Below are 16,676 nucleotides of genomic sequence, written 5' to 3' on the forward strand. Positions count from 1 at the left end.
TGTGCTGACGTTACCTGCTGGCGGCCAGATTGAGGCGTAGACAGGCAACGTCGTTGCCGGGCAGCTGGTGGATGGCCACCACGACGGTGCGGTCGGCCGGGAAAAGCGAACCGGGAGTGAGGAGTTCGGTGAGCAGCCGTGCGGCGTCGTCGGCGTCGAGGTGTTCGGTCGGCTCGTCGAGCAGGACGACCGGGAACGGTGAGATGAGCGCACGGGCGAGCAGCAACCGTCGGCGCTGACCGGCCGACACCGCGGCCGCCCCGCCGACCAGCACGGTCGACAGGCCGTCGGGTAGGCCGTCGAGCCACCGGCGCAGACCGACCTTCGTCAGCGCCGAGCGCAGCTCGTCGTCGGTTGCATCACCGCGGGCGACGAGCAGGTTGTCCCGCACGGTGGTGGAGAACAGGTGCGCGTCCTCGGCGAAAAAGCCGCGCGCACCCGTGAAGTCGTCGGTGGCGTCGGCGTTCTCGGCCATCGCCATCAGCAGCGTCGTCTTACCCGAACCGCTCGGTCCGGTGACGGCCACCCGGTCACCGGCCCGCAGCGGTACCGGGGCCACGACGGGGCGGCGGCGGTCGGTCGCGGCGGGTTCGGTGAGGTCGAGGAGTCGACGGGCGGCGATGCGCGAGCGGGTGAGTTGCACCGCCGCGGCGGGCAGCGCCGTGGTCGCCTCGAACGCGGACAGCGGCAGCAGCATGAGGATCGCCACGGTCGTCGGTGCCACCGATCCGGCCAGGGCGATGCCCGCGACGGCGGCGCCCAGGACGCTGACACCCATCGCGGCACCGGGAACGGCCGCGGCCAGTGCCGCCGGCGCCGCGGCGCGGTCGGATGCGTCACCCCAATCGCGTTGGCGGCGTTGCGCTTCGGCGACGACACCATCCAACCGCCCGCTCACCCGCAGTTCTGCGGCATGGTCGAGGGCGAGCATCGCCGCGACGTCGCGATCGGCGTGGTGGGTCACCGCGGCGCTCTCGGCGGCGGTGACCGCCCGCGCGGACAGCGCGGGGGCGACGACGCCGGCGACGATCAGACAGGCCGCCAGCAGGACCGCCGACGCCGGCGAGATGACCGCCAGCACCGCGACCGCGGCCACCGACAGCACCGCGGCCACCGCGATCGGCAGCACTGCCCGCACGAGGACGTCGGCGAGATCGTCGACCGACGCCCCGATGCGGGCGACCAGTTGACCGCCGGGCAGCCGCATCGCGACTTCCTGGGGCGCCTCGGCGAGCGTGCGGTACAGCCCCGTCCTGGCGTTACCCGCCGCCCGTAACGCGGTGTCGTGGGCGGCCAGTCGCTGGCAGTAGCCGAGGAGGCCGCGTGAGATGCCCAGCGCCCGGACCGCGACGGCGGCCACGCTCAGATCGAGCACCGGCGGCATCTGCCAGGCGCGGGTGATCAGCCACGCGGCGACGGCGGCCAGGGCCAGTGCGCTGCCCAGCGAGAGCACACCCAGACCGATCGCGAGCAGCAGCCGCCCCAGCCGGGGCCGCAGCAGGTCCAGGGTCAGCCGTAGCAGGGGATCAGTGGTCGACAAGGACCTCGGCTCCCATCCTGACGACCTGGTCACCGACGGACAGCACGCTGTCGCGGTGGCCGACCACGAGAACCGTTGCGCCGGCCCGGGCCCGCGCCGCGATCGCCCGCAGGACGCGGGCTTCCAGCGGCGCGTCGAGGTGCGCGGTCGGCTCGTCGAGCAGCAGCACCGCGGCGTCCGATCCGAAGACCCTCGCCAGCCCGAGCCGCTGGCGCTGACCGAGTGACAGGCCGACCCCGTCGCGTCCGAGCACGGTGTCCAGACCCTCGGGCAGACCTGCCAGCACCTCGTCGAATCCGCCTTCCCGGCAGGCGTTGTCGATGTCGGTCAGCGGCCCGAACAGTTCGAGGTTGTCGCGAACGGTGCCGGGGACGAGCACCGGCCGGTGGGGCAGCCACGCGATCTGCCTCCACCACGCGGGCAGGTCCAGTTCGGCGACCTCGACACCGGCGACCGTCACCCGGCCCGACAGCGGTTCGCCCAGACCGAGGATGGCCTGCAGCGTGGTGGACTTGCCGCAGCCGTTCGGTCCGGTCAGCACCGTCAACCGGCCGGGCGACAGATCGGATCGCAGGTCGTCCACGTGGATCACCGCACCACGCGCGCCCACCGTCCTGGTTCCCGACGGGGTCGCGGCGCCCGACTCGATGAGTGCAAAAGCCCGCTCGGCGGCGGTCTTTCCGTCCTGGGCCGCGTGGAACTCGACACCGACGCGGCGCAGCGGCCAGAACACCTCGGGAGCGAGCAGCAGGGCGGCCAGACCGGAGAACAGCGTCATGTCGCCGAAGACCAACCGCAGCCCGACACTGACCGCGACCAGCGCCACGCCGAGCGTCGCCAGCAGTTCGAGGACCAGCGCGGACAGGAACGCCACCCGCAGCGTCGCCATCGCCGAGCGGCGGTGGGCCGCGGACAGTTCGGCGATGCGCTGTGCGGATCCCGCGGCCCGGCCGAGCGCGGCCAGGGTGGGGATGCCGGCGACGAGGTCGAGCAGCCGCGACTGCAGCGTCGTCATGGCCGCCAGCGCGGCGGCCGACCGGTCTCGGGTCACCAGGCCGATCAGGATCATGAAGATCGGGATCAGCGGCAGCGCGATGAGCACGATGACCGCCGACCGCCAGTCCACCACAGCGATCGCGACCACCGCTGCGGGCGTGAGGATTCCGGCGAGGAAGACGGCGGGCAGGTATCCGGTGAAGAACGGCCGCAACCCGTCGAGGCCGCGGCTGACCACCGTCGCCGCGTCGTCGCGCACCGCGGCCAGCTGCCGTGGCGGCAACGCCGTCACCGTCCGGAGCACCTGCGCGGACAGGTCGGCGATCACCGCGGTGGCACCGCGCTGCGACAACCGGCCCTGTAGCCACTGGGCCAGGAACCGCACCGTCCACAACCCGGCCAGCAGCACGAGCATCGGCGCCCACGCCGCCAGCGTGCGGGAGGCGGGGTCGGTGATCACCCCGGACACCACGCGGGCCAGCACCACAGCGGAGGCGATGGTCGCGGCGCTGATCACCACACCGCAGATCACCGAAGCCACGAGGAAGCGCCGCATCACCGCGGAGGCGGCGAAGAGGTTCATGGTGCCTGCTTGCTCAGTCCGACCGATTCCGGGATGCGGTCAGCCGAGATGCGTTGCCGGAACACCCAATACGTCCAACCCTGGTAGATGAGCACCAACGGCAGCAGTGTCAGCGACGCCCAGGACATGATCTTCAGCGTGTACGGGGTGGACGATCCGTTGAAGATCGTGACTCCCCACTCCGGATTGAGCGTCGAGTTCAGCAGGTACGGGTACAGCGTGCCGAAGATGAGCGTCGCGACCGCCGCGACGACCACGACGGTGGAGACGAACGCCCACCCCTCGCGGCCACCGGTCCACATCAGTGCGACCGCGACCAGCAGTGCGACCACCGCGGCCGCCAACGCCGCCCAGGTCCAGGGTTTGCCGTACGCCAGCTGCGTCCACAGGCCGAACCCGCCGGCGAGCACGATTACCGGCGCCGACAGGATCCGCGCGAAGCGGAACGCGTCGTCGCGCACCGGACCGGAGGTCTTCAGCGCCAGGAACGTCGAACCGTAGAAGAGGAACAGCGAACACGTGGCCAGCCCGCCCAGCAGTGTGTAGGCGTTGACCACGTCACCGAACGTCAGGCCGACCACCTGCTGCTCGGCATCCACCGGGAGCCCGCGCACCAGCACGGCGAAGGCCACACCCCACAGGATCGCCGGCAGCCACGACCCCAGCGCGATGCCCCAGTCCGCCCGTCTGCGCCATGTGGGGTCGTCGATCTTGCCGCGCCACTCGATGCCGACGATGCGCAGGATCATGCCGAACAGGATCGCCAGCAGGGGCAGGTAGAGCGCCGAGAACACCGTGGCGTACCAGACCGGGAACGCCGCGAACATCGAAGCGCCCGCGGTGATGAGCCACACCTCGTTGGCGTCCCAGACCGGGCCGATCGTGTTGAGCACCGCCCTGCGGCGCGTCTCGGGAGTGCCTTCGCCGACCATGCCCATCGGGGCCATCAGCATGCCGACGCCGAAGTCGAAGCCCTCCAGCACGAGGAAGCCGAGAAACAGTGCGGCGATGAGGATGAACCACAGTTCCTGAAGACCCACAGCAGCCACGTCCTCTCAGTACGCGAACGACAGCGGGGCGAGTTCTTCGTCGTCCGGCTTCGACGGCGGTGCGGGTTCGGAGTCGTGCTCCTGCGGACCCTTGAGCACGTAGCGGCGCATCAGGCCGAACCAGACCACGGCGAGCGCGCCGTAGACGAGGGTGAACATCACCAGGGAGAACAGCACCATGCCCGCCGAGTGGTTGGATACGCCGTCCTGGACGGTCATTCGCACGAGCTGATCGCCGGTGGGGTTGGGGACCACCACCCAGGGCTGTCGACCCATCTCGGTGAACACCCATCCCGCGCTGTTGGCCAGGAACGGTGTCGGGATCGTCAGTACGCCTGCCCAGCCGTACCACCGCTGGTTGGGGATCCGGCCGCGACGGGTGAGCCACACGGTGACGAGGGCGAACGCGACCGGAACCAGCAGCAGGCCGATCATCGCGCGGAACGCCCAGTAGGTGACGAACAGATTCGGCCGGTAGTCGCCGGGGCCGAACCGCTCCTCGTACTGTGCCTGCAGATCGTTGACGCCTTCGAGGGTGACGCCGCTGAACTGTCCCTCGGCGAGGAAGGGCAACACGTACGGCACGTCGAGCACGTGAATCACGCTGTCGCAGTTGTTGTGCGTGCCCACCGTGAGGATCGAGAAGTCGGGATCTGTTGCGGTGTCGCACAGCGATTCCGCCGACGCCATCTTCATGGGCTGCTGATCGAACATGAGCTTGCCCTGCACGTCACCGGTGACGAAGAGCCCGACGGCGGCCACCAGGGCCAGCAGGCTGCCGCCGATCGCGGCAGGCCGGTACATGGTGCGCGCCTCGACGGTGGGTTCGGTGACGTTCCGCTGCGCCCGGACCATGAGGAACGCCGAGACACCGGCGACGAAGGCGCCCGCGGTCAGCAGCGCCCCGGCGACCGCGTGCTGGAACGCCCACACGGCGGTGTTGTTGGTCAGCAGTGCGCCGAAGTCGGTCAGCTCGGCGCGGCCGGACTCGGGGTTGTAGCGGGCGCCGACCGGATGCTGCATGAACGAGTTCGCCGCGATGATGAAGTACGCGGAGGCGTTGACGGCGATCGCGACGATCCAGATGCACGCCAGGTGGACCAGCCGGGGCAGCCGGCTCCAGCCGAAGATCCACAGCCCGATGAACGTCGACTCGAAGAAGAAGGCGACCAGACCCTCGAACGCCAGCGGCGCGCCGAAGATGTCACCGACGAAGCGGGAGTACTCGCTCCAGTTCATCCCGAACTGGAACTCCTGCACGATGCCGGTGGCGACACCGATGGCGAAGTTGATCAGGAACAACTTGCCGAAGAACCGGGTGAGCCGGTACCAGGCCGGGTTGTCGGTGATGACCCACGCGGTCTGCATGACCGCCAGGATCGGTGCCAGACCGATGGTCAGTGGGACGAAGATGAAGTGGTAGACGGTGGTGATGCCGAACTGCCACCGTGACACGTCCAAAGCGTCCATCTGACCAACTTCCGCAGGCTCTACACCGGTCTACGACAGAGTGTAGTAGCGGTTTCGGGGGAGGAGGCAGGGACTTTGGTCACTCTGGAGACCGCCTCAAGTCACCGGATCGCCCGTCCGCGCGCCGGTCGCGGGCGCCTCCCGGCGGATGCGGATGCCGGCGATCACCTCCACGATGCCGATGACGACGAGGATGATGCCGGTCACCTGGGTCAATGCGACCAGACCCTCCAGCGGGGCCACGAACATGATGATGCCGGCGAGCACGCTGATGACACCGAGGATGATCTCCCAGATGCGGCCCGGCAGCGAGTGGTCGCTGAACGCCGACATCGCGGTGGCCACACCGCGGAAGATGAAGCCCACGCCGATCCAGATCGCCAGCAGGTCGATCGACTCGGACAGGTTCAGAAAACACAGGACCGCGAGGACCAGCGCCGCGGCGCCGCCGATGAACAGCAGCACGCGCCCGCCGAGCGACGACCGCACGCTGAAGGCCAGGACGAGCTGGGCGACGCCCGTCACGAGCAGGTAGGCGCCGAAGAAGATGGCGGTGACGAGGATTGCGGCGCCCGGGCGGACGAAGATGAGCACGCCGAGCAGCACCGCCAGAAGGCCCGACACCACGGTGTAGATCCACAGGTGCCGCAACATGCTTGGGGCAGCGGTAGTTTGCATGCGCGCAGTGTGGCACAGCGGCAGGCGCGGGGCTGACGATTTGGCGGTACGCCTGTGGCTTCGGTGCTGGGTCGTTAATGTTCCGTTACCGGAAGTGCGTGCTGCGACCGCGATGGTTAACGTCGTCGGTTTGGAGACCGGCGACGGTCCGATGCAAGAGAAAGAGGCAACAGTGTCACGATGCCAGATCCGTACGGGGAAGATGTGGCGTATCGCAGCGATCTTTGCTGTCAGCGGCGCGATGGCGCTGTCCGGGTGCGCGCAGAACACTGACAGCAGTGGTCCCGCGGAGGAGACGACGGCGGCGACCGCGGAGAAGGTCGACGAGATCGCCAACACCCTGCCGCAGCCGATCAAGGACCGCGGTTCGCTCATCGTCGGCGTCAACGTGCCCTACGCCCCGAACGAGTTCAAGGATCCCAGCGGCAAGATCGTCGGTTTCGACGTCGACCTGATGAACGCGATCGCCTCGACGCTCGGCGTGACGGCCGAATACCGCGAATCGGACTTCGAGAAGATCATCCCGTCCATCCAGGGCGGCACCTACGACGTCGGCATGTCGTCGTTCACCGACACCAAGGAACGTGAGGCGTCGGTCGACTTCGTGACCTACTTCTCGGCGGGCATCCAGTGGGCGCAGAAGGCGGGCGCCGGTATCGATCCCGCCAACGCCTGTGGCAAGCGGGTCGCCGTGCAGTCGACGACCATCGAAGAGACCGAGGAACTCCCGGCCAAGAGCAAGGCCTGCACCGACGCCGGCAAGCCGGCCATCGAGATCGTCAAGTTCGACGAGCAGGACGCGGTGGCCAACGCCGTTGTGCTCGGCCAGGCCGATGCGATGTCGGCGGACTCGCCGGTCACCGCCTACGCCGTCAAGCAGAGCAACGGCAAGCTCGAAACGGCCGGCGAGATCTTCGACGCCGCGCCCTACGGGTGGCCCGTCGCCAAGGGGTCGCCGCTGGGGCAGTCGCTGCAGCAGGCGCTCGAGCACCTCATCGAAACCGGTGCCTATGAACAGATCGCGAAGAACTGGGGTGTCGAGGACGGGATGATCGACAAACCGGTGATCAACGGCGCGATCAGCTAGCGGAGTCGACCCAACACGATGACCGATGCCGATTCGTCGCCGCGCACCGACGCCGCTCCCATCGATGCCGTTCCCCTGCGACATCCCTGGCGGTGGGTGGCGGCGGTCGTCATCGTCGTCCTGGTCGGGCTGTTCCTCTACGGCGCGGCGACCAACGAGGCCTACAGTTGGTCGACCTACCGCAAATACCTGTTCGACCAACGCATTTCCGAGGCGGCCTGGAACACCCTGCAGCTGACCATCCTCTCGATGGTTCTCGCGCTGGTACTCGGGGTGCTCCTGGCCGTGATGCGGCTGTCGCCCAACCCGGTGTTCAAATCGGTTGCCTGGGTGTACCTGTGGATCTTCCGCGGCACTCCCGTGTACGTGCAGTTGGTCTTCTGGGGGCTGTTCCCGACGCTGTACCAGAACATCAGGATCGGCATACCGTTCGGTCCGTCGTTCTTCGAGATGAACCTGCAGGGGCTGTCGATCAGCTTCACCCTGGCTATCATCGGCCTGGGTCTCAACGAGGCCGCGTACATGGCCGAGATCATCAGGGCGGGAATCAGTTCCGTGCCGGAAGGGCAGTCCGAGGCGTCCACGGCGCTGGGCATGTCGTGGACGATGACGATGCGGCGCACCGTCCTCCCGCAGGCGATGCGCGTCATCATCCCACCCACCGGCAACGAGATCATCAGCATGCTCAAGACCACGTCGCTGGTCACGGCCGTGCCGTACAGCATGGAGCTCTACGGGCGGGCGCGCGACATCGCCGGGGTCATCTTCCAGCCCATCCCGCTGCTCATGGTCGCCGCCACGTGGTACCTCGCGATCACCAGCGTGCTGATGGTCGGTCAGTTCTACCTCGAGCGCTATTTCTCTCGCGGCGCCTCGCGCAAGCTGACCACCAAACAGCTCGAGGCGCTCGCCAAGGCGCAGAGAGTGGGTGAACATCCGTGACGACCCCGATGGTGAAGGCGGAGTTCGTCTGCAAGAACTTCGGTGCGCTGCAGGTACTGAAGGGTGTGACGCTCGAAGTCCAACGGGGTGAGGTGCTGTGCATCGTCGGACCGTCCGGTTCCGGTAAGTCGACGTTCCTGCGCTGCATCAACCACCTCGAGACGGTCAACGCCGGACGGCTCTACATCGATGGCGATCTGGTGGGATACCGGGAGAAGGGCGGCAAGCTGCACCAACTGAAACCCCGGGAGGCCTCCAAACAGCGCCGCGACGTCGGTATGGTCTTCCAGCACTTCAACCTGTTCCCGCACCGCACCGCACTGGGCAACATCATCGAGGCCCCCGTTCACGTCAAGCGGGTGAAGAAACAGGACGCCGAGGCCCGGGCGAAGGATCTGCTCGACCTGGTGGGGCTGGCGGAGAAGGCCACCGCGTATCCCGCCCAGCTGTCGGGCGGTCAGCAGCAGCGGGTGGCGATCGCGCGGGCCCTGGCGATGAACCCGAAACTGATGCTGTTCGACGAGCCGACGTCGGCACTCGACCCCGAACTCGTCGGCGAGGTGTTGGGCGTGATGAAGAAGCTGGCATCCGAGGGGATGACGATGCTGGTGGTCACCCACGAGATGGGGTTCGCCCGCGAGGTCGCCGACAAGCTGGTGTTCATGGACGAGGGTGTCGTCGTCGAGGCCGGGAATCCGCGCGAGATGATGGCCAACCCGCAGCATGAACGCACGAAAGCCTTCCTGTCCAAGGTGATGTAGGTGCCGCAGCGGGCGGACCCCGCGACCCCGTTGTGGCGGGCGGCGCAGGTGTTCCGGCTGCTGAGCTGGGTGTACGCGCTGGGCTTTCAGCTCTCGGTCAACGACGACCTCGACCGCCGCGCGGTCGCGTGGGCGCTGTTCGCGGTGCTGACCGTCTTCAACGTCGTCTGGGCCGTCGCCTATCTGCGGGGGTTCGGACGCACGCCGGTGTGGGTGGCCGCCGAGGTTGGTGTCGTGGCCGCGCTGATGCTGTCGACCGGGCTGGTGGCCGACGCGCAGTGGGTGGCCGACAACCAGTCCTGGCCGACGACGCTGTGGGCCACCAACGCCGTGATCTCAGCGGCGATCCTGCGGGGACCGGTGGCGGGCATGGTGACCGGTCTGGTGGTGATGGCGGCCTACGCGGTGCTCAAGGGTCACGTCAGCATCAACGTGTTCCGCAACGCCACGATCGTCATCGAGTTGGCGGTGGGGCTGGTGGTGGGCATGGCCGCCCAGACCGCCCGCCGCGCGCACGCCGAACTCGAACGCGCCACCCGACTGGCGGCCGCACTCGAAGAACGTGAGCGACTCTCCCGCCACGTACACGACGGCGCCATCCAGGTTCTGGCCCTCGTTGCCCGGCGGGGTCGGGAGATCGGAGGGCCGACAGCGCAATTGGCCGAGTTGGCCGGTGAGCAGGAACGTGCGCTGCGCCGCCTGGTCAGTGACGCCGAAACCGCCGATGCGCTCGGCGCGGACGCCGACATCGGTGCGATGCTGCGGCGTCGCGCCTCCGACCGGGTGTCGGTCAGCCTGCCGCCCGAACCCGTGCTGTTGGACGCCGATGTCGCCGCCGAACTCTGCGCCGCCGCGGTGAACGCGCTCGACAACGTGGCCGCCCACGCCGGTCCGAAGGCTCGGGCCTTCGTGCTGGTGGAGGATCTCGGTGACGCCGTGACGGTGAGCGTGCGCGACGACGGGGTGGGCATACCTCCCGGCCGGCTGGCGGAGGCCGCCGCCGAGGGGAGGATGGGCGTGGCGAAATCCATTGTGGGACGGATCGATTCCCTCGGTGGCACGACCGAGTTGTACACCGAGCCGGGACGCGGCACGGAATGGGAACTGACGGTGCCCCGCAGGCGGCAGGATGGTGGCCGTGGCTGACGACCAGCCGACCACCGTGATGGTGGTTGACGATCACCCCATCTGGCGCGACGCGGTGGCCCGCGACCTTGCCGACGAAGGCTTCGCCGTGGTCGCGACCGCCGACGGGGTGGCGGCAGCGCGCCGCCGTGCCGCGGTGGTCAAACCGGCCGTCGTGGTGATGGACATGCGGTTGACCGACGGCGGCGGCGCGCAGGCCACCGCCGAGGTACTGGCCGTCTCACCGGCGTCCCGGGTGCTGGTGCTGTCGGCGTCCGATGAGCGCGACGACGTCCTGGAGGCGGTGAAGGCCGGCGCCACCGGCTATCTGGTCAAGAGCGCCTCCAAGGCCGAATTGAGCGCTGCGGTGCGGGCCACCGCCGACGGCCGCGCCGTCTTCACACCGGGCCTCGCCGGACTCGTGCTGGGGGAGTACCGCCGGATCGCGCAGCGCCCGGACACCGGCGACTCCGCGCCGACCCTCACCGAACGCGAAACCGAGGTGCTGCGCCATGTGGCGAAGGGGCTGACGGCCAAACAGATCGCCGCGCGGCTGTCGCTGAGTCACCGCACCGTCGAGAACCACGTACAGGCCACCTTCCGCAAGCTGCAGGTGGCCAACCGGGTCGAACTGGCGCGTTACGCGATCGAACACGGCCTCGACGAATAGCGAAGTCGGGTAGTCCTACTCATCCGCACCGGGTGCCCTCGCGCCCACGATGAGTGCATGACCGAATCCCCCCATGCCGTCATCGCCCGGCTGTCGGCCGACTTCGCGGCGATCTCCCGGCAGCTCGCCCGGGTGTCGTCGGATCTGACGGAGTTGGACCGGCTACTCGCCGGCCGGTCGCCCGCACCACAACCCGCCCCGCAGCCCGCGCCGCAACCGTTCTACCTGCCGCCCCCGCCACCGCCGCCACGGCCCGTCGTGCCGCCGCCTCCGCCACCGGCGCCGAGGGTGCCCCGCGAACGCTCGGAGGGGTGGATCGGCAAGGTGCTGGCGGTTGCCGGCGTGGCCGTGACACTCATCGGTGTGGTGCTGCTCCTGGTGCTCGCGGCCCAGGCGGGCATCCTGCGCCCGGAGATCCGTGTCGGCGCCGGCGCACTGCTCGCGGCGGCGCTGGTGGCCGTCGGCTGCCGGATCAACAGCAGGGACGGCGGTCGGGTGGGCGGTATCGCCCTGGCGGCCACCGGGATCGCCGCCGCGTATTTCGACGTCCTCGCCGTCACCACGATCTACGAGTGGATCGCCGCGCCCGTCGGCCTGGTGCTCGCCGCGGCCGTCGGCGGGGGCGGTCTCACGCTGGCCCGCCGGTGGGACTCCGAGCATCTCGGGCTGCTGGTGCTGGTGCCGCTGATCGCGCTGGCCCCGGTGCTCACCGAGGGCGTGACGCTGTTGCTGGTCTCGTTCATGCTCGCGCTGTCGGCCGCGACGCTTCCGGTGCAGCTCGGCAAGGACTGGCTGTGGTTGCACGCCGCGCGCACGGCGGCGGTGACGCTGCCGCTGTTGGCGGCGCTCGCCGGGGCGGCGTTCGACGGCGACCACGATCTGCTGCTGGCCGGAGCCTGCGGTGTCGCGGCGCTGCTCTCGCTGGCCGGCGCCCTGCTGGTGCTGCCCCAGACGACTCGACGCGCGGCCATGGCGCTGCTCACCGCGTCGGGTGTGGCGCCGGTGCTGTGCGTCTCGGCGACCGCGGACCGCGTGGTGGCATCGCTGATGATCGCCGCGCTGGCCGCGGCGCTGCTGGCGATCGTGTTGAGCGGGCAGTGGCTGCCCGCGGTGTCCGGCGTCGTCCGCCAGATCTGGTCGGCGCTGTCGGCGGTCAGCGCGCTGATCGCGGTCACCGTCGCGTTCGACGGAGAGGTCGCCGCCCCGCTGTTGCTGGCGATGGCGGCCGTGGTCGCCGTGGCCGGTCGCCACGACGATGTCGCGCGGTGGTCGGCGCTCGGGTTCGCGGTGTTCGGCGGCGGGCTGTACATCGCCTACGCACCGCCGAGCATGCTGCTGCGCGCGGTGGCGATCAGTGGCCCCGACGCGGTGGCCGTCCTCGTCTCCAGCCTGCTGTCGATCGCGGCGGCGGGGGCGATCGCCCGGAGTTGGAGCGGCGGGACCGGCCTCGGCGACGACACCGTCCGCGCGCTGTGGGCCGGTGCGGCAGCGGTCGCCACCTACGCGGTGACGGTGTTCAGCGTGACCGCCGGTGTGATGATCGGCGGCACCGGGGGCGGGTTCTTCGGCGGGCACGTGGCGGCGACGGTGTGTTGGATCGGCGCCGCGGCGGCCCTGTTCGGCTACGCCGCCCGGCGGCCGAAAGCGGAGCGGACTCCGTTCCTCGGCGCCGGGCTGGCACTGGTCAGCGCCGCCATGGCGAAGTTGTTCCTGTTCGATCTGGGCACTCTGGACGGGATCTTCCGGGTGACGGTGTTCCTCGTGGCCGGACTCATCCTGCTCGGTATCGGCGCCGGCTACGCCCGCCTGCTGGCCGTCCAGGACCGCCGCCCGGTGTGAGGAGATTCACACATTTATTTGGAGTCATTCCAGATTATGGGTCGTTGATACAGACATGAGTACAAATCGTCGCACCGAAGCAGAAGTACAGGGTTTCACCGCATCACCGGAGTTCGCCGCCAACCTGCAGCGCGTCCTGGTCGACCTGGTCGAGTTGCACCTGCAGGGTAAGCAGGCGCACTGGAACGTGGTCGGCACCAACTTCCGCGACCTGCACCTGCAGCTCGACGAGTTGGTCGACTTCGCCCGCGAGGGCAGCGACACCATCGCCGAGCGGATGCGGGCGCTCGACGCGGTACCGGACGGCCGGTCCGACACCGTCGCGGCGACCACGAGCCTGCCCGAGTTCCCGGCCTATGAGCGCAGCACCGGCGACGTGGTCGACCTGATCACCGTGCGGATCAGCGCCGCGGTCGACACCATTCGCGGCGTGCACGACGCCGTCGACGCCGAGGATCCGACGACCGCCGACGTCCTGCATCAACTCATCGACGGCCTGGAGAAGCTGGCCTGGTTGATCAGGTCGGAGAACCGGAAGGTCTAAACCCGTCCGTGACGGGTACCCGTCCGGCGTGACTGTGACCCGAGATATCGCTGCGCCGCGCCAACGGGTGTGGGATGTGATCGCCGACGGCTGGACGTATTCGCAGTGGGTGGTGGGCAACAGCCGGATGCGGGCCGTGGATCCCGACTGGCCCGCATCCGGCTCCACCATCCACCATTCGATCGGTGTGTGGCCGGTGCTGCTCAACGACGAGACCGTCGTGGAAGAGGCCACCGAACCGGAACGGCTGGTGCTGCACGCCAAGGGTCGACCGTTCGGCGGCGCGCGAATCATCCTGGAGCTGAGCGACATTCCGGACGGGTGCCGGATCTCGATGCAGGAGTTCCCGGTCAGCGGCATCGGCAAGCTGATGCCCGAGCGGCTCTCCGACGCCGCGGTTTGGCCGCGCAACAACGAAACACTGCGGCGTCTAGCCTTCCTCGCCGAGCGCCGCGACGACCGTGACGCCGGCTAGCGCCGACGCGGTCGTCATCGGCGCCGGGCACAACGGTCTGGTCGCCGCGGCGCTGATGGCCGACGCCGGCTGGGATGTCGTCGTGCTCGAGGCGCAGCCAGAACCCGGAGGGGCCGTGCGGAGCGCCGAGCGCATCCCGGGCTACACCAGCGATCTCTACAGCGCGTTCTATCCGCTGTCGGTCGCGTCGCCGGTGCTGGCGGGCCTGCACCTGGAAGACCACGGTCTGCGGTGGACGCACGCGCCTGCCGTCGTCGGACACCCACGCTCGGCCGCCGACGAGGACGCGCCGGTCATCTACCGCGACATCGCCCGCACCGCCGAGGAACTCGCGCGCCACCACCCGGCCGACGGGGACAACTGGATGCGGTTGTTCGACCTCTGGCAGCAGGTCAGGGATCCGCTGCTGAGCAGCCTCTTCTCACCGTTTCCCCCGGTACGCGGGGCGGCCGGGCTGCTGCGCACGCTGGGAGCCGCCGAGGCGCTGCGCCTGGTGCACCGGCTAGTGCTGCCGGTCGGTGAGATGGCCCGGCAAATGTTCGCCGGCGACGCCGCCCGGCTGCTGTTGCTCGGCAACGCCCTGCACGCCGACGTGCCTGTCGACGCGCCCGGCAGCGGCGTGATGGGCTTCATGCTGATCATGATGGCGCAGGACGGGGGATGGCCGGTCCCCGTCGGCGGCGCCGGACAACTCACCGCCGCCCTGGTCGACCGGGCCCGATCCGCCGGGGCGCAGATCCACTGCGGACAGCAGGTCACCGGCATCGAGGTGCGCGGCGGCCGGGCCGTCGGCGTGCGCACCGCGGACGGCCGAACGGTCGCCGCGCGGCGCGCGGTGGTGGCCGACGTGTCCGCGCCCGCGCTGTACCGCGAGCTGCTGCCGTCGACGGCCGTACCACCTCGAGTTCTCGAGGATTTCGAGCACTTCACCTGGGACACGCCGGTCCTGAAGGTCAACTACGCGCTGGACGCGCCGATCCCGTGGCGGTCGAAGAACCTCAACGAGGTCGGCACGGTGCACCTCGGCGCCGACGCCGACGGGCTGGTCCGGTGGATGGCCGACCTCAACACCCGCACGGTCCCCGAGCATCCCTTCATGCTGTTCGGCCAGATGACCACCGCCGATCCGACGCGGTCACCGGAAGGCACCGAAAGCGCCTGGGCTTACACGCATCTGCCGCGCGACGTCACCGACGACGCCTCGGCGGACCAATTGTCCGAGGCGGTCGACCGGGTGCTCGAGGAGCACGCGCCCGGATTCACCGATCAGGTCGTCGGGAAGTTCATCCAGCGTCCCTCGGAGCTGACGGCTTCCGACGCGAACCTCGTGGGCGGCGCCGTCAACGGCGGTACCGCCCAGTTGCAGCAGCAGCTCATCTTCCGCCCGACCCCGGGGTTCGGCCGTGCCGAGACGCCGATCGAAGGGCTGTTCCTCGGCAGCGCGGGAGCCCACCCCGGCGGCGGGGTGCACGGTGTCTGCGGACGCAACGCCGCCACGGCGGCGCTCGCGAGCGACGGGCTGACCGGCTGGCCGCGGCGAAAGATCAATCAGCTGGTGATGTCGCTGTTCGTCCGTTAGCCGGAAGCTCGACCGCCCGGCGGACCGCGGTGTCGTTGCGTCGGCCGACCAGGTACCAGGTGTGGATCAGGCCCTTGCCCTTGACGTCGACGTCGCCGCGCTCCTCGAGGACGAAGGAGTGCTTGATCCGTTCATACACGTTGTGCGGCACCTGGATTCGACCCTCCTCGTCGGTGGTCTCCATGCGGGCGGCCACGTTGACGGCGTCACCCCACACGTCGTAGAAGAACTTGCGCGCGCCCACGACACCGGCGACCACCGGTCCGGACGCCAGGCCGATCCGAACAGGTACCGCGCGGCCCAGCGGATCCTTCAGGTCGGCGACCGCCTCGGCCATGTCGAGGGCGAGGCAGGCCAGCGCCTCGACGTGGTCGGCCCGCGGCCGGGGCACACCGCTGACCACCATGTAGCTGTCGCCGCTGGTCTTCACCTTCTCCAGACCGTGGCGGTCGACCAGCGCGTCGAGGTCGGTGAAGAGGCGGTCGAGGAACCGCACCAGATCAGTGGGCGAGGTGTCGCTGGCCCGCTTGGTGTAGCCGGCGATGTCGGCGAACAGGATGGACGCGTCGTCGTAGCGGTCGGCGATGATGGCGTGCGCCGGATCCTTCAGCCGCTCGGCGACGGAGGCGGGCAGGATGTTGGACAGCAATGTCTCCGACCGCTGATACTCGTCCTCCATGGCGCGTTCGGCGCGGTCGGTCTCCCGCAGCGCGTACCAGACGGTGGCGAACACCATGAGCGTCGCTGACACGGCGGACAGGATGAAGCCGACCGTCAGAACCCAAGGCGGGCCGAGCCCGCGGTCCTGAGGCACCGTCAGTTCCATGGCGACACACGCGCTCAGCCCCACCGTGACGATCAGTGCGGACATCACGATGCGTTCGATGCCCAGCACGAGCACGACCAGCGACGCCGAGACCAGGTAGTAGAACTGCAGGCCCGAGTCGGTGCCGATGGAGTAGCAGATGAAGGTCACCGAAAGATATGCGAGCACGAAGAACGTCAGCGGGGCGATCAACTCACCGAGGCGGTACAGCAGCGGGATGCCGAGGAACAGTGTCGCGCAGACGATGTTGAACAGACCGATCCACCAGCCCGAACCGCCCAGCACGAGCTGGAAGAGGCCGAAGAGCGCGGATACGGCCGAAGCGATCCAGGTCGCGATGGTCAGCACACGCAGCCTGCGGATGACCGCCTCGGCGTAGTGCCGGGTGCGTGCGGGCATGCGGCTCTGCAACGCCACCTCGGGCACACAGATGGCGCGCGAAGCGTCGCGGACGGCCATTGACGCAGCGTATCGCCGGGGACGCGCGGAATCGGGCGTTCTCGACGAGGCTG

15 protein-coding genes are annotated in these 16,676 nt (G+C 69.2%); 9 read left to right on the forward strand and 6 right to left on the reverse strand.

The window, feature by feature from the left end; all coding sequences use genetic code 11:
• Nucleotides 1–10 precede the first annotated feature (10 nt).
• The 5 genes from G6N49_RS07520 to G6N49_RS07540 form a co-directional block, all read right to left on the reverse strand.
• Nucleotides 11–1,540: an ATP-binding cassette domain-containing protein gene (locus G6N49_RS07520; protein WP_011855953.1), complete on the reverse strand. Its 1,530-nt coding sequence runs from the start codon at nucleotides 1,538–1,540 to the stop codon at nucleotides 11–13.
• Nucleotides 1,527–3,092, reverse strand: coding sequence for a thiol reductant ABC exporter subunit CydD (gene cydD / locus G6N49_RS07525; protein ID WP_041925319.1), 1,566 nt, complete (start codon nucleotides 3,090–3,092; stop codon nucleotides 1,527–1,529). Before cydD ends, G6N49_RS07520 begins: the two co-directional genes overlap by 14 nt.
• Before the next feature lie 23 nt (nucleotides 3,093–3,115).
• Entirely contained in the window at nucleotides 3,116–4,159 is a 1,044-nt protein-coding gene (gene cydB / locus G6N49_RS07530; RefSeq protein WP_011855951.1) for a cytochrome d ubiquinol oxidase subunit II, read from the reverse strand.
• Between the two features lie 15 nt (nucleotides 4,160–4,174).
• Entirely contained in the window at nucleotides 4,175–5,638 is a 1,464-nt protein-coding gene (locus G6N49_RS07535) for a cytochrome ubiquinol oxidase subunit I (protein ID WP_011855950.1), read from the reverse strand.
• A gap of 96 nt (nucleotides 5,639–5,734) precedes the next feature.
• Complete coding sequence (locus tag G6N49_RS07540) at nucleotides 5,735–6,316, reverse strand: HdeD family acid-resistance protein (protein WP_011855949.1); 582 nt, start codon at nucleotides 6,314–6,316, stop codon at nucleotides 5,735–5,737.
• Nucleotides 6,317–6,467: 151 nt separating this feature from the next.
• Between G6N49_RS07540 and G6N49_RS07545 the strand changes: the two genes are divergently transcribed.
• Genes G6N49_RS07545 through G6N49_RS07585 form a run of 9 tightly spaced genes read left to right on the forward strand, consistent with a single transcriptional unit; the run spans nucleotide 6,468 to nucleotide 15,338 of the window.
• Nucleotides 6,468–7,403 (forward strand): ABC transporter substrate-binding protein, encoded by a 936-nt coding sequence (locus G6N49_RS07545; protein WP_011855948.1) that lies wholly within the window; start codon nucleotides 6,468–6,470, stop codon nucleotides 7,401–7,403.
• Between the two features lie 18 nt (nucleotides 7,404–7,421).
• The gene (locus tag G6N49_RS07550; protein WP_011855947.1) at nucleotides 7,422–8,345 is read left to right on the forward strand and encodes an amino acid ABC transporter permease; all 924 of its coding nucleotides are present in this window, start codon (nucleotides 7,422–7,424) and stop codon (nucleotides 8,343–8,345) included.
• An 8-nt stretch (nucleotides 8,346–8,353) separates the two neighbouring features.
• Nucleotides 8,354–9,106, forward strand: a complete 753-nt coding sequence (locus tag G6N49_RS07555; RefSeq protein WP_083045297.1) for an amino acid ABC transporter ATP-binding protein — start codon at nucleotides 8,354–8,356, stop codon at nucleotides 9,104–9,106.
• Nucleotides 9,107–10,252: a MacS family sensor histidine kinase gene (gene macS / locus G6N49_RS07560; RefSeq protein WP_011855945.1), complete on the forward strand. Its 1,146-nt coding sequence runs from the start codon at nucleotides 9,107–9,109 to the stop codon at nucleotides 10,250–10,252.
• Nucleotides 10,236–10,901 (forward strand): response regulator, encoded by a 666-nt coding sequence (locus G6N49_RS07565; protein WP_085976255.1) that lies wholly within the window; start codon nucleotides 10,236–10,238, stop codon nucleotides 10,899–10,901. The genes macS and G6N49_RS07565 overlap by 17 nt, the downstream gene beginning before the upstream one ends.
• Before the next feature lie 57 nt (nucleotides 10,902–10,958).
• Nucleotides 10,959–12,740 carry a DUF2339 domain-containing protein gene (locus tag G6N49_RS07570; protein WP_011855943.1) on the forward strand — a complete coding sequence of 594 codons (1,782 nt, stop codon included), beginning with the start codon at nucleotides 10,959–10,961 and terminating at the stop codon, nucleotides 12,738–12,740.
• 55 nt (nucleotides 12,741–12,795) lie between these two features.
• A complete protein-coding gene (locus G6N49_RS07575; RefSeq protein ID WP_011855942.1) occupies nucleotides 12,796–13,284 on the forward strand; it encodes a Dps family protein in 489 nt (162 codons plus the stop codon).
• A 28-nt stretch (nucleotides 13,285–13,312) separates the two neighbouring features.
• Entirely contained in the window at nucleotides 13,313–13,759 is a 447-nt protein-coding gene (locus G6N49_RS07580; RefSeq protein ID WP_011855941.1) for an SRPBCC family protein, read from the forward strand.
• Entirely contained in the window at nucleotides 13,746–15,338 is a 1,593-nt protein-coding gene (locus tag G6N49_RS07585; RefSeq protein WP_011855940.1) for a phytoene desaturase family protein, read from the forward strand. The genes G6N49_RS07580 and G6N49_RS07585 overlap by 14 nt, the downstream gene beginning before the upstream one ends.
• Here G6N49_RS07585 and G6N49_RS07590 read toward each other — a convergent pair.
• Nucleotides 15,304–16,623, reverse strand: coding sequence for an adenylate/guanylate cyclase domain-containing protein (locus G6N49_RS07590; RefSeq protein WP_011855939.1), 1,320 nt, complete (start codon nucleotides 16,621–16,623; stop codon nucleotides 15,304–15,306). The two genes, G6N49_RS07585 and G6N49_RS07590, sit on opposite strands and share 35 nt — an antisense overlap.
• Between the last annotated feature and the right edge of the window lie 53 nt (nucleotides 16,624–16,676).

It is taken from the genome of Mycolicibacterium monacense, from assembly GCF_010731575.1.
Lineage (GTDB): Bacteria > Actinomycetota > Actinomycetes > Mycobacteriales > Mycobacteriaceae > Mycobacterium > Mycobacterium monacense.